9 protein-coding genes are annotated in these 14,415 nt (G+C 47.8%); all 9 read right to left on the bottom strand.

Going from position 1 to position 14,415, the window contains the following annotated elements; all coding sequences use genetic code 11:
• Positions 1 to 183: 183 nt before the first annotated feature.
• Positions 184 to 1,119, bottom strand: a complete 936-nt coding sequence (locus tag BK120_RS00690) for an ROK family protein (protein ID WP_083681457.1) — start codon at positions 1,117 to 1,119, stop codon at positions 184 to 186.
• On the bottom strand, positions 1,109 to 2,890 hold the full coding sequence (locus BK120_RS00685; protein ID WP_076265557.1) for a class I mannose-6-phosphate isomerase: 1,782 nt from the start codon (positions 2,888 to 2,890) through the stop codon (positions 1,109 to 1,111). Before BK120_RS00685 ends, BK120_RS00690 begins: the two co-directional genes overlap by 11 nt.
• 77 nt (positions 2,891 to 2,967) lie before the next feature.
• Positions 2,968 to 4,287, bottom strand: coding sequence for a glycoside hydrolase family 125 protein (locus BK120_RS00680; protein ID WP_076265556.1), 1,320 nt, complete (start codon positions 4,285 to 4,287; stop codon positions 2,968 to 2,970).
• A 26-nt stretch (positions 4,288 to 4,313) separates the two neighbouring features.
• Positions 4,314 to 6,623: a glycoside hydrolase family 3 N-terminal domain-containing protein gene (locus BK120_RS00675; RefSeq protein WP_076265555.1), complete on the bottom strand. Its 2,310-nt coding sequence runs from the start codon at positions 6,621 to 6,623 to the stop codon at positions 4,314 to 4,316.
• Positions 6,623 to 9,073 (bottom strand): glycoside hydrolase family 38 N-terminal domain-containing protein, encoded by a 2,451-nt coding sequence (locus BK120_RS00670; protein ID WP_076265554.1) that lies wholly within the window; start codon positions 9,071 to 9,073, stop codon positions 6,623 to 6,625. The genes BK120_RS00675 and BK120_RS00670 overlap by 1 nt, the downstream gene beginning before the upstream one ends.
• 18 nt (positions 9,074 to 9,091) lie before the next feature.
• Complete coding sequence (locus tag BK120_RS00665; RefSeq protein ID WP_076265553.1) at positions 9,092 to 9,976, bottom strand: carbohydrate ABC transporter permease; 885 nt, start codon at positions 9,974 to 9,976, stop codon at positions 9,092 to 9,094.
• A gap of 17 nt (positions 9,977 to 9,993) precedes the next feature.
• Entirely contained in the window at positions 9,994 to 10,851 is an 858-nt protein-coding gene (locus tag BK120_RS00660) for an ABC transporter permease (protein ID WP_083681565.1), read from the bottom strand.
• A gap of 128 nt (positions 10,852 to 10,979) precedes the next feature.
• On the bottom strand, positions 10,980 to 12,659 hold the full coding sequence (locus BK120_RS00655; protein WP_083681455.1) for an extracellular solute-binding protein: 1,680 nt from the start codon (positions 12,657 to 12,659) through the stop codon (positions 10,980 to 10,982).
• A 99-nt stretch (positions 12,660 to 12,758) separates the two neighbouring features.
• Positions 12,759 to 14,414: a response regulator gene (locus BK120_RS00650; RefSeq protein ID WP_076265550.1), complete on the bottom strand. Its 1,656-nt coding sequence runs from the start codon at positions 14,412 to 14,414 to the stop codon at positions 12,759 to 12,761.
• Position 14,415 lies beyond the last annotated feature (1 nt).

Below are 14,415 nucleotides of genomic sequence, written 5' to 3'. Positions count from 1 at the left end.
AGACCTTTCGCTTTATAATATAACATACATTTGTATCTCTCTATTTCATTCTATCGTCGTTGTTAACATAAAAGCCACCGATATTGTTTTATTATTTATAATAAGGATTAGCGAAAAGCGATTGCTCCCGCTCCTTTCTCCAATCACGGTCTTCTTATACGGCTCCACTAGTAAGGAGTCCTTTTATGAAGTCCCATGTGGTTCTGCGTCGAACATACAGGAAGCACCGATAAAGGTATGGTGCAGCGCATTGTCGAGGGCTTCGACTTTAATACCGAGTGGTGAGAGCATACGAATAAGTCCTTCTCCGAACAAATCGAAGCTTTTGGCGATCTGGCCTCCGATCATGAGACGGTCAGCCTTAAAATCTATTAGGAATGGCAGTAGAAATTGCCCCAATTCATCCCCGAATGCCCGGAACAGCTCGCTCATGCGATTCTCGCCCTTCCGGGCAAGCTCCGCAAGATCCTTCACATCCATGCCATCATTCAGACAGCCGGCATCCCGGAATAGCTTAAGAATTCCTCTCCGTGAAAAGCATTCATCCGCAGCCACGCCTTGATGAGGCAAGTTATATAAATAGCCATCTGGCGGTACGTGATCACCTTCGGTGACAAGAGTTCTGCAATCAATAAAAGCTGAACCAATGCCGGTCCCAAGCGTAATAGCCAGTATTCGCTCATTTGGATAGAGCTTGCCGGTTCCCAAACCAAACAATCTGCCATCATTCTGGAACCGGATGTCCAAGAAATCTGTATTCTTCCCGAAGCTGTTTGCACGCAATGCTTGCATGAGCTTTTCTTTCACGTTTACACCGTAAAGCGATTCGAATTTATCCAGTTCACGAATCCAGCTCACGCCGTTTTCATAATCAAATGGTCCAGGAAAGGACATGCCGATGCCGATGGCTTCGGGTGAGAATGAATGCGGAAACCGCTTGTATTTCTCAAGCAAGTCTAATAGGATAGCTGCCAATCCGCCAATGATGACTTCTTCCGATCCCTTGGCATTTGCAGCATAATGAGAGATCGTGCCTTCCTTTACTTCCCCGCGTTCTACTACGCATCCCTTGACATAGGTTCCACCCACATCCAAAGCAAATATGAGATCAGCGTTCAATCAGGCTCACGTTCCATTCCGGAGATACTCCCGCTTTAATCAGTTTGCACGGCGTTTCCGTCAAGTTTACGATTTTGTATGCACCGAATACGGAAGGTAAAATATAAGATTCTGCGTAGTTCAACTCGACGAATATTGATTCATCCGCAATGGATACGATGCGTACGCTATCTCCCTCCACAAGATTGTACATAACAAACTCGCCGTCCGTCTGGTCTAGCCATTCCGTCTGCAGATGGATCCGTCTTACGTAAAACAGTAGATCGTCTCGTTGACCGAGCAAATACTCTTCGTTGCCGCCTTGGCTCTGCAGCAACTGCGGCTCAGGGATGAGGTTTTGCTTAACCCATGATGTCGTTTTGTCGTAATCGATATTACGGAAGCCGTGATCCGCGTTGATCGGACGCGGTTTGCCATCTAGGTCCTTACGCAAATAATCGTATAGCTTGAACGTAAACCACCAAGTCGTAGATGAGACTTCAAGCACAAGATTATCGATGCCTGAAGCATGAACGGTTCCCGGCGGAATGAGGAACAAATCCCCTTTGTTTGAATCAAATTCGTTGACATATTCAGTGAATTCCATCGGTACGCCTGTTTCCTGTGCCTGCAAGACGGCGTTTTGGAAATTCTCTCTCTCCGTTCCCTCCGTAAGGCCGAGGTAAACCTTGGCATCCTTTTTCTGTTCCATGATGTAATAAGATTCCTGCTGTGTCATAAACTCGTTGAAATGTTCACGCACGTAGTCCTGCTTCGGATGCACTTGGCAAGATAGTTTGTCCCCGTTCATCGTATCAAGATAATCGAACCTTACAGGAAAATAATCGCCGAACAACGACACCGGTCGTTCGCCCATGATAGCTTTATATTCAAGGGCCATGACGATCAGGAACGGTACTTCGATCACGTCGCCTCCATATCCAATCAGAATAGAATTCTCTGGTGCGATCGGCTCGAAGCTCCATGCACAGTTCACCCACTCCTTAGGAAGGTCGGCCATGTCTTTCAAATATTGTCCACCCCAAATACCAGGGGCGAAAAACGGCTTGACGCGAAGCGGACTTTGGGCCACGCTTCGGATCATTGCTTCAAGGTCAGAGATGGTCAAGAATACAGGCTCTTCCGGCTTGTTCATGTCCAAGTAGAGATCGATGTTCTGGAAAATACGTTTACGGTACGTTTCCAGTATCGGCCATTCCACGAAATAACTAATTTTATACTTTTCGACGGAATCGCGGTTCCATGACATACCGAAATTGAGCAGTTGCTTTTTATGCTGAATTTGTTGATATTCCCTAGAAACATCCAGAAATAAGACAGTGCCGCTCCGCTCTCCCGCAAGCCAATAAGCGCCTGGGCCGAACACGATAAACGCCGTTCTCCCATTTTGTGCTTTCAATCGGTTCGCGAGCGTTTCTCTTGCGTCTAATACGAAATAAGCCTCGATTTCATCTTCAGTCACGTAACCGAATGCTCTATTTTCTGTGATGTTGCGGTCGAATTTCTCACGCAGCGTTTCGCCGGATTTCAAGTAACCTGCCGTGCTTTGAACGTTCAAGCTCCATCCTTGCTTTTCGATCGCAGAAGCAGCATGCCGTATGAATGACTGGAAGTCAGCGCCGTGCGTTCCGTCCACGATAATAAGCGGTGGGGTGTCCGTCTTCTCGTCCAAGCTCGCTTTTAATAGCTCCGACAAGGCTTCGTACCCTTTTGAGATTGGCTGTTCCGAGAATGGCTGCCTGACTGGATTTATAGGATATTTATTAAACATGGATCATACCTCCTTCAATAATCGCCGCCATATGTTTGATAAAAAGGGCTGTACGTTTAAATGAACTGACTACTGTTCTAAATAATGCCTTGTTGCAAAGCCTTCCATACCAAATGGGCAAACTGACTGTTTGACCAAGCAAACCAATCCCTCGTGAAGTTGGTAGGATCATCCTTGTGGAAGCCTTCATGCATAAAGCCGGTGTCAGCATCCGTCGCCTCCATGATATCGATCATTTCCCTGATTTCATCCGGATCCACGGCGGTCAAACCTTGCATTGAATAAGCGAGATGCCACACGAAGTCCGGCGGTGTATGAGGGCTGCCAATACCGCTAAGGCTCTCGCCTTTGTAATAGTAAGGATTATCTTCACTCAAAATGAAAGCCCGCGTGTTCAAATAGATAGGATCGTTTGCATCCGCGAAGCCGATATAAGGCGCAGATATCAGACTTGGCGTACCCGCGTCATCCATCAGGACGTGATTGCCGAAGCCGTCTGTCTCGAATGCGTACATGCGTCCGTACTTCGGATGTTCCACGATACCGTACAATTCAATAGCATGCCGGATTTCTTCTTCCATTACAGCCATGCGAGCCGCAAGCTTCTCATCTCGGTATACGTAACGGACGATTTCGCCCATGTCGCGAAGGGTTACAGCGGCGAACATATTAGACGGAATGTTGAAATGGAAATCGCAAGCATCGTCGCTTGGACGGAATCCTGACCAGATCATGCCAGTCTCGTTGACCAGCATACCGCGCCCTTGCCTCCGCAGCGTATCGATCATGATTCCATTATGACGCTGGAACCTGTACGTCGAAAGCTCACCATGCTGCTGCTCGATCTGCCAAACGTCCAGCATCGCCAGCAAAGAAGCTTTGAATTGCTCATTGAATATGCCCGTCCGGCCTGTTTCCTTCCAATAATGATAGGCTAGACGGAAAGAGAAGCACATGGAATCGAGTTCGAATTTGCGTTCCCATACCCAAGGCGAACTTTCCGTTTCGTCTCCGGAGTTCCAATGCCAGTCATTGGCGGTTTCGTTAAATGCGTTAGCATAAGGATCAATGCTAATATAGAACATATGACGATTAATGACTCCCTCCAGAATACGCTGCAGCTCGGGGTCTTCCTTGGCAAACGGGACATAATGCATCACTTGCTCCACGGAATCCCGCAACCACATAGCGGGGATGTCTCCTGTTAGGACAAAGGTAGTCCCATCCTCCAGCAGCTTTGTTGTCGTCTCCAGCGTATTTGGGAAGCAGTTCTGAAATAATCGGTTAAGCTTCGGCCGATGAGCGAGCAGCTTCTCCGCTTCCTCCATCGCCTTTACGATGGAAGGCGGCAGCTTCAGCTCGGGGATATCAATTTGTGGCAATCGATGGTTTTTCATAGTGTTGTTTCATCCTCTCTCCATACTTATTCGGGTGGAAGTACATGCAAGTCGACCCCAAGGAGCGACTCCGCGTGGCCGCCTATTTGGATACGGAACTGACCCGGTTCGACGATGCGGCGATAGTCCCTTCCTACGTATTGCAATTGTTCCTTTGCGATCGTAAACTGGACGGTCGTCGATTCGCCAGGCTCCAATTGAATTTTCAGGAAGCCCTTCAATTCCAAAGCTGGCCTCGTTACGGAACTGACAACATCCGTTACATAAAGCTGAACGACCTCCTGTCCCGCCATTCCGCCGATATTCGTGACGTCAACGCTTACGGTGCAGCTCTCATCCGGCTTTATATTAGATTTGCTTAGCTTGATGCCGTCATACTGGAAAGACGTGTAGCTAAGGCCATAACCGAATGGATATCTAGGCTCTAAGTCTGTCTCCACATACCGCTTGCCTTTGGTCCGCTTCGTATTGTAATAAATCGGAAGCTGTCCCGAGTGCTTTGGAATCGATATTGTGAGCCTACCGGACGGGTTGTAATCGCCGAATAGAACGTCCGCGATTGCATTCCCGCCTTCCTGTCCGGGATACCAAGCCTCTAGAATCGCATCGGCGTGTTCGTCGATCCACGGTTCTACGATCGGCCGTCCGTTGATATAGACGACGATAAGCGGTTTGCCTGTCTTGTGAAGCTCTTTCAGCAATTCCAATTGAACGCCTGACAAACTCAGTTCCGCTCTGTCAAATCCTTCCCCGCAATCCATATCGCTTAAGCTTGACTGATCGGTAATAATCGCAGCACCCGTCTTCAAATCTATCGTTCCTTCGCCGAAGTCCCTTGCGCTGGAACCGCCAACTACGGCTATGATCGCTTCTGCAGCCTGCGCGATTTGGAATGCGTGCTCGAATCCTTCCTTCGACGGATCTTTAATGCGGCAGCCCGGCGCATACATGACCTCGCTTTGGCCAACGCATTTCCGCTGAATGCCATCCAGCACCGTCACAATTCCGGAGCGCTCCTGCGGCGATGTATAATCACCCAATTGATTATAAATGTTGTTCGCGTTAGGTCCGATGACCGCGATTTTGCTCAAGTTTGTTGACAATGGCAGCACCTGATTGTGGTTTTTGAGCAGGATTATGCTTTCTTGCGCCATCCTTCCCGCCAACTTGATGTGGCTTTCTTGGCCGATAACCTCCGAGGCCCTGTCTGGGCTCGCGTATGGTCGCTCGAACAAGCCTAGCTCAAATTTCTGGTGAAGGATGCGGCGCACTGCAAGATCAATATCGTCTATAGAGACCTTTTGATTGTGTACGGCATGCAGTAAATGCTTGCCGAAGCTGTCACCGGACATTTCCATATCGACGCCCGCAAGCAGCGCCGCGCATGCCGCATCCTCTTCACTTTCTACTACTTGGTGGCCGCCGCAAAGCATATTGATCGCTCCGCAATCGGTAATGACGAATCCTTCGAATCCCCACTTTTCTCTCAAAGTTCGGGTAAGCAGCTCATGATTTGACGTGCATGGCACGCCATCAATTTCGTTGTATGCCGTCATGATCGACAGCGCACCGGCCTGCACCGCTCGCTCGAATGGCAACAAATCCTTTTCGAGAAGCTCCCTCGCGCCGATTCGAGCGGGCGCCGCATTGCGTCCTCCTTCGGAGCTGCCGTAGCCGGCGAAATGCTTGAGTGTTGCGATAACGGTATCATCAGAAGCGATGGACTCCCCTTGCAATCCTTCGACTGCCGCTACCGCCATCTCTCCGATAAGATACGGATCCTCGCCGAATGTCTCTTCCGTCCGTCCCCATCTAGAATCGCGGACGACGTCGAGGACAGGGGAATAAGTGACCGTTCCCCCTTGTACCCTCGTCTCTGCTGCAATCGCGCGGCATACTTCTAGATACAGCGGTATATTCCAGCTGCTGCCCATCGCAAGCGGCACTGGGAATACCGTTGCACCGATGGCCATATGCCCATGGGAGCATTCCTCCCCGAACAAGATTGGAATACCAAGCCTTGTATGCTCAATCGCGTATTTTTGAATCAGATTAATAACTTCCGCCCCTTCGCGGGGCGATAATCCCGACTCCAGCGTTACACCTGTCCAAGGATCAGCTCGCAAAACGCCGTAGAGTGAGCCGACGCTCCCCCTTTCGATATAGGCACGGAATGTTTCCGTCAGCTCTATTCCGTCTTCCGTTCGTTCGTATACCTGCCAGCCAAAGGGTTGGATAAGCTGGCCGATTTTTTCCTCTAGCGTCATGCGGCCCAGCAGATCATGGACCCGCTTTTCCGTCGATATTGAAGCATCTAAATACTTTTTCACTTTCATCATTTCGATCTCCATGCCAAGATACCCGCATTCATGCTGCCGCAAGTGGTCATCGCTGATTCAGGCTTATTGAGCGCTTCGCCCCATGCGACAAAATATCGGAATTCATAGAAGCCGCCTAGCGTTGCCGTAAAGTTAGTTTCCCAATAATTGTTCATTGCCCATGAATAGAGATGACCTGGATCCTGCTCCAGCTTCTCGTCCCCGTTCAGTAATCGGAAGCCGTGTTCAAGCTTACCTAGTTGAATAAGCGGTGTATCCGGCATCGCTATTGACACGCCACCTTGACTTCCCACGTAAGCGACGCCTTCCCCGATGCAATAATAATCGGCCAGACTTCCCGGCAATTGATCCTTGCGCGGACGAGCTAGCGAATCCATTTTATCCATCCACAACTCCTGCTCGCCGTCCATAATGGGACCTCCGAAAGGCAAGGAAATATACAGATTCTCCGGATCCCATATGCTGTCCTTATGCATACGTACAGCCACATCCACGCGAGGTCTGTCTGTATATGCCGTAACTAACAATGAATAATGGGAACATCCCGCCACCTCGAACGTCAACTGAACTGTACCGTACACATCACCCTGCGCAATTACTTCCGCACTCGTCAGTACCCCTGTCGAGACAATCGCATCGGCTCCTTTACGGTTGCGGCCCATCTTGCGTCTAACTTCATACATATCCTTAACGCTGGAAGCACGGGTTATGTCATATACCGGCGAGAAGGCATGGTGATTGCGGTCAGAGCGCAGCATTTCCGCCCCAGTACGCTTGTCGATCCAAGATGTAATCCCATCGCCCTTCTTCCATTCCATCCGGACAAATGGCGTTTCCAAATAAGTCGAGGTGAAGTGGAAAGTTTTCTCTACATGCGATACGTCGATATCCATCATCCTGTCAGACCCTACGTAATCCGTCGTGTATGCTGTCTTTACTTGACCATTCTGGACAGGATGAATCATCAATATTTTCTCTTCTCCGGGTTGAAGTGTCACTGGTATGCTAACGATAACACCCCTCGGCGCAACTCTTAGCTGGGCAGGATATACCTCTCCACTTCCATCGACACGTGCTTCGAATCCGTCCTTGATCAGGTCATAGTGCCAACCTTCCATAATCAGATGGGCAACGTCTTCTTGTGCAAAAGGATTAGGGTTGTGCAGCTTGAACCGCATCGGCCGGTCTGGCGCGAGCAGCGCATCCCCTTTATGTTCCAAAATATCATACAATGCACGATGTGCGAGCGTGCTCGCATTGGCGGCAAACGCCTCCTTGCGGACACCCAGCTCCTGCACGAAGGGATTCCAAGGCTCTGTCACAGAGGAATGGTAGCCCCAAGTATGCTCGGCGAACAACGTCAGCTCGTATTCCATCGCTCTCATCGCCTCAGCAGTCACAATCTCTCCGTTTGGATCAAGCTGCTTCACTTTCCGATGGACGCGCTGCGCCTCTCGGAATACTTGCACATGCTTCGGCGTTGAACCAACGCCATCCGTCCACCAATCTGGCCAATCGCCCCGGAATACTGGAATATCGTCGGGATGCTGTTCTGCATGACCACGTACCGCGTCAAAAAATTCATCCAATGTACACGGTACGATTTTGATTTTTTCGCTATGCTTGCTGTTCCACTGGTTCACGAAATCCATAAGCTGGGCATTCGGAGAACTGTTGTCCGTCGGTAGCCCGGACATCATAACAGGTGCGAATGGGAACGGATAACCGTCCGCACGCAACCGTTCCAAATACCTCGGAATACGTGCTTCCGCAATCTCGAACGTAATGCCCTTGGTCGTATCGAATTCATCCTTAATTGTATAAGAGCCACCGATACCTGGAATTAATCCCAAGTCGTTGCCGAAGACGTAATGCTCCCCGTTCCATGTCAGAAGCCTTTCGCCATTTGGCATCTCCCACCAGAAAGGCTGCTGCTTCTTCCATAGTGGATACATCGAATGATGAGTATGGATGCAGGTGATCAAGTTTTGAATACCCGCATTGAGCAGCACCTCGCCATACCCCCAGCTAAAGCCCGTAATATCAGCTGTCATGGCAGACTTCACCGGCATTCCAATCGATTCTCCGTAAGTACGAACACGATTAATCATCGCTTCAAGCAGATCTTTGCCGACAAGCTCGCTCATATTAAGATAAGTGCCTGAAAGTCCGATATCTCCGCGTCTTACCGCTTCAGCAAACTCCAACTTTTCCTGCTCTGCAGCCTTTTCGAGGAACGCCTCAATTGGCCAAAACGTTTCGCAGACCCATTTAAATCCATTCCATTCAGGGCGACGTCCAGCTTGAATTTCGCGGAAAATATGAAGTGCCTGCCGTATAAAATCGACGTGATATTGTTTGATCTTCTCTTGTCTCTCCGTGTACCCCACATCAGTATGCGAGTGATGAATCACGTAAATTGTCCAAGGTTTAGTTCCAGTCTCCATTAGCAATCGCTCCTTTAATTATTCTTTTACCCCGCCCAAAACCATACCTTTCACGAAATACTTCTGCAGGAATGGATAAAAAGCAAGAATCGGCAGCGCACCTACGAAAATTTGCGCGGCTTTTACTGTTCGGTCCGACACGGAGGCTAAATTCGCCAGCTGCTCCGCGGACATGTTGGTCAAGCTCGATTGAACGATAACGGTTTGCAGATAACTCGACAGCGGATAGTTATGCTGCGAATTCATGACCACAAGTCCATCAAACCAGGAATTCCAATGCATAACGATCGTGAACAGCATAATCGTAGCAATGGAAGGCATCGACAGCGGCACAAATATACGCCATAGCGTAGTCCAGTGTGTCGCGCCATCTACAAATGCCGCTTCTTCCAGTTCTTTGGGCAGCCCTCTAAAAAAATTCAATAATAAAATGACATTGAATACAGGGACAGCTCCAGGAATAACTAATGCCCATATGGAATCGAGCAGCCCGGTCGCGCGAATCGTCATATACCAAGGAATCAATCCCCCGCTGAACAAGATCGTAAAGACGAAGAACCACGCGTAACCCGTCCTGAATTTCAGCTCCTTGCCGGTTTTGGACAGCGGATAAGCAATAAGAATGGTTAAAACCATGCTGATGACTGTGCCTAGAACAACCCTCTCCACCGTAATCCATAACGAAGTAAGAAACTCACTCTTGGATAACACGAATTCATAGGCTTTGAAAGTCATTTCCTGAGGCCATAGCTTTACGATCCCAGCGCTTGCTGCTACATTTGAGCTTAGGGATACCGCCAAAATATGAATAAGTGGTATCAGACAAGATAATGCGATTCCAATAAGAATGACATAATTGAGTGTGTGAAATAAGCTTCGTCCAAATGATTTACCTTCTACCAAATCGGTTCTCTCCTTTCCTAAAAAATGCGGTAATCAGCAATTTTGTATGCCAGCCAATACGAGATAGATACAAGCGCAAAAGAAATAATTGATTTGAACAAGCCAAGTGCGGTAGCTACACCGTACTGCATATCCATTAACCCAATTCGATAAATTAGCGTATCCAGAATATCTCCACTCTCGTAAACTAGCGGACTATATAAATTAAATACTTGGTCAAACCCTGCATTTAATACATTTCCTAAACTTAATGTCGCCATCAAAATGATAACCGGCATCATACCTGGAAGGGTAATATTCCATGTTTGCTTCCATCTGCCCGCGCCATCGATCATAGCTGCTTCGTACAAACTAGGATTAATCGTTGTCAGTGCCGCTAAATAAACAATCGTACTGAATCCGAATTCCTTCCAAATATCCGAAACGATCAAGGTTATCGGAAACCAAGTATTATCTCCTAGGAAAAAAATAGGTTTAATTGAGAAGATGCCTAAAAACTGATTCAGCAATCCGTTGGACGGTGACAAAATATCGATGAATACGCCGCCCAGAATAACCCATGATAAAAAGTGAGGAAGGTAAATTAGCGTTTGAACCCATCTCTTCACATACATTTTGCCAACCTCATTTAGCAAAATAGCGATTGTAATCGGTACAAGAAGCCCAAACACCATCTTAAGAACAGCGATATAAACCGTATTCCAGAGAACCTGCCCGAAATCGGGCATTTGAAACAAATATTCGAAATTTCTAAATTCTACCCATTTGGAATCGATCAAACCTTTTGACGGAATATACTTTTGGAACGCCATCAATACCCCGACCATAGGAAAATAGCAATAGATCAATACGATCACGATGCCCGGTATTAACATCAAGTGCAACGGAAGCTGCCTGAGTCCCTTATTTGTGTGCAAGATGTCCACTTCCTTATTTCGAATCTCAATTTGTCTGTATAGAAGAAAAGGGGCAAGCCATAAGTATCTTACCCCTCACACTTGGATTATTTCTGTGAAGCGTTCCATTCATTGACTTCTTGTGTAATTTGATCGCCGCCAAGAGCTTTCCAATCCTCAACGAACTTATCGAATTGATCGATCGAAGCAGCGCCGTAAACGATTTTCGTGAAGATTTCAGTCTCCATCTTCTCCAATGTAGCTTTTTTCTCACCCATCGTATCGGTAGGAGCTCCGCCGTATCCTTCAGCGATCACTTTGCCTTCATCCGACAGCTTCTTCAGCACCATCATCGCTCCTTCTGGACCGTTCTGGTACATTTCACCGTAGAAATTCAAGTCTCCGCCTTCAAATGCCTTGATTTTATCGTAGGTTGATTTCTCTTCCGGGTTCAGCTTGGACGGGTCTCCGATCTTGATCGCTTCCGCTACGTTCACCGAACGGTTGATATCCTTATCCGGCGCAAACAAATCCACCATCGAATATTTGGCAACCGTTATACCGCTGCTGTCTACTCCATATTTCAAATAATCTGCAGTTTCTCCATACAGCTTCTCCATGAAGAGATTTGCCATCTTGACCGCAATTTCAGGATGTTTCATATCCTTCTTGACTACATAGTAGAATGAAGCGCCAAACGGCATTTGCACGGTGGCATTACCGCCATCGACGGACGGGATCGGAAACGCTCTCCACTCTGCGGCACCGTTTTTCTTTTTGTTATCTTGAAGCGGCCATTGTGAAGCCCAGCTTGGTCCAAACAACATCCCTATACGGTCGCCGACCAGCGATTCCGCAACTTTCGAGCCGTCTTTTACGCCAAATTCCTTATCCAGTTCGCCGTTCTTGTACAGTTCCGCAAGCTTGGCAAGCGCTGATTTGACTTCTGGTTGGATGCTTCCGTACACCAAGTTGCCTGATGCATCTTTTTTCCAGATCCGAGGATATGCGCCGTAAGCATTCAGGAATCCATTCAGGGAAGGATATCCGTTAATGATATCTTTGCTTAGCGCGATGCCGAATGTATCCGCTTTGCCATTGCCGTCAGGATCTTTGGTCGTGAAGGCATTCGAAATTTGCAATACTTCTTCCCAAGTTTTCGGCTCGGTAAGACCCAGCTTCGTCAACCAATCCGTACGCAGCCATAGCAACGGTGTTTGCGCGCCGATCATCGGCTCCGTCTTCGGAATTGCATATAATTTACCGTCGAAAGTAACGGATTGCAAAGCCTGCTTGTCCTGCTCGAAAACGCTTTTTACAGCTGGAGTTGCATATTTCTCATAAACCGAAGTCAGATCCTCCAACATATCCGATTCGACCAATTGCTTTAATTGAGAGGAGTTAACCATCATGAGATCGGGTATTTCGCCGGAAGCGATGGATAGGTTAAGCTTCTGGAAATATTGTGCGTCTGTGCCTTTTACAATCCAATCGTATTTTAGATTAATACCCATTTCTTTATAGAGATCTTCCCAGGCGTTTTTCGACTCCGATTGACCTTCCGGATATACCACGTCTTGCGTGATAAATTTCGCCGCCGTGACATCAATAGGAGGATCATATTTGCCAAGCGGTTCAATAACAGCTTCTCCTGTCCCTTGATTTCCAGAATTAGCACTCCCGCTTTGTTCGATGCCGTTGTCTTTGCTGCCGCAGCCTGCCAGCACAACGGAACATACCAAGATGTTTGCGAGAATGATACTAAATTGACCTTTTCTCTTCATCATGAACACCCTTTTCTAGTTAGTTTTCTTTGCTACGGCTTCATTATAAAAGTAAAGCGAGTACGCTAACTAGTTTCCATTCGTGACATTTGTATCTTTTATTTACACGTTTGAATCCCTCTTCAGTTCGCGGTATTCCTGCGGCGTTAGATGCGTCGCTTTTTTGAAAAAACGATGGAAATACTGGGAAGACAAGAAACCGAGCTCGGATGCAATCTCATGCACCTTGTAACCATCTTGTTCCAGCATGCGCTTCGCTTTCTCCAGCCTAATTTCGTTGATATAACTGGACAAACCTTTACCCGTCAGTTTTTTGTACAACCTGGAGAGATAGGAAGGGTTATGCCCCACCACCTCGCCAATTCTCGACAGCGATAAATCCCCAGAAAGATGGCTCGCTACGTAATGCTGGATTTTCTGTATGAGTTCATGCTCTTGAACGACCATGCCGGCATGCTGCCATTCAAAAATATTTTTGGCGTAAGATGTGAATTCTTCGCAAATTTGATGCCAGGAACGGTATCTTTCGAACTGCGTAAACCGTCCCAAATCCTGATCGGTGTGAGCGTCATTACTCGAATGCAGCAAGCCATGAGGCAGGAATACTGCGACAAGCAAATAGTATAGCTCCATCTGCACAGCGCTTGGGAAAGCTCCTGAATGCGACGCGAAAGCAAGCAGCTCCTCCAGCGTTTCAATTGTTGCTTCCTCCTGTCCGTTCTCCATGCAGGACTTCAAATAGGAAATTTTATTAAAATGCACCGAAGTAAGACGCATCTCGGCGCTACTGTTCTTAGTTTGGGGCATAAATTCAGGCTCCAGCAAAATCAGCTCGCTTCCGAATCCAAGTCCGCTATGGAAGAGCAGATTAAGCCGCTCGAACTTGTGCGGAACGTCATACCATTCCGAGAAGCTGTTCGCAAGCGCCAGAGACAGAGGCAGCTTTAGCAAATTAAGCGATGTCAGTTGAATTTGTTCCAACATTTCGCGAACGAACAGGAATGTTCTTTTGAAAGCGCCTTGATCAGTTGGAGTTTCGGAAGGCTGAATAAACCAAACCATTTTGTTTTTGTCATAACTCATAGAGATTACTTTCGTGAGCGGAGATAATAATTCGTTCGTCATATTGTCCAGTGCAAATTGGAACAGTGTTTTGTCCATCAAGCTTTCCCGTTGTCCCCAATCATCGATGCGCACAATCATGAGCAAGCAAGGAACGCCAGCATCCAGAGGAATCTGCAGATCTTCGAATTTATCACGAAGCGAATGCAGCGACCTATCGTCCCCTTGTATCAGCTCGTTCAAATACTGCTTCTGAATATACGGCAGCGCGACCTTCCTTTGCCGGCTCGCCTCGATGAGCTGCATATCCACTAATTGCTCTTGATCAAGCTGATTGGCAACAGCGAGAATGCATTCCACGATTTTGGCATTGCCTTCCGTCTTTAGAATATAGTCCGCGCTGCCTTGCCGAATCGCTTGCTGAATATAAGCAAAGTCGCTGTGACCGGTCAAGAAGATCACTTTGCACCTAGGCCACTGCTTCACAATCTCGCCCTGAAGCTCCAGACCATTCATGCCTGGCATCCGAATATCCGACAACACAATGTCTATTTTTACTCTTCCGAGCCACATCAACGCCTCCTGCGACGTACCCGCCGAATAGATTTCCAATTCGGGTTCCGTCAACCGGCTGCATAATTTCGTAAGCCCCTGCAGAATAAAAGGCTCATCATCTACGATTAATAAGCGGTACATC

Source organism: Paenibacillus sp. FSL A5-0031 (genome assembly GCF_001956295.1).
Lineage (GTDB): Bacteria > Bacillota > Bacilli > Paenibacillales > Paenibacillaceae > Pristimantibacillus.
Note: the sequence above shows the minus strand (reverse complement) of the source record. Positions and strands in the feature narration are given on the sequence as shown.

Bases quoted from the DNA above. Each gene is read 5' to 3' on its own strand.
- BK120_RS00685 (WP_076265557.1), bottom strand. From the start codon at position 2,890: ATGTTTAATAAATATCCTATAAATCCAGTCAGGCAGCCATTCTCGGAA.
- BK120_RS00680 (WP_076265556.1), bottom strand. From the start codon at position 4,287: ATGAAAAACCATCGATTGCCACAAATTGATATCCCCGAGCTGAAGCTG.
- BK120_RS00675 (WP_076265555.1), bottom strand. From the start codon at position 6,623: ATGAAAGTGAAAAAGTATTTAGATGCTTCAATATCGACGGAAAAGCGG.
- BK120_RS00670 (WP_076265554.1), bottom strand. From the start codon at position 9,073: ATGGAGACTGGAACTAAACCTTGGACAATTTACGTGATTCATCACTCG.
- BK120_RS00660 (WP_083681565.1), bottom strand. From the start codon at position 10,851: ATGTTAATACCGGGCATCGTGATCGTATTGATCTATTGCTATTTTCCT.
- BK120_RS00655 (WP_083681455.1), bottom strand. From the start codon at position 12,659: ATGATGAAGAGAAAAGGTCAATTTAGTATCATTCTCGCAAACATCTTG.
- BK120_RS00650 (WP_076265550.1), bottom strand. From the start codon at position 14,414: ATGTACCGCTTATTAATCGTAGATGATGAGCCTTTTATTCTGCAGGGG.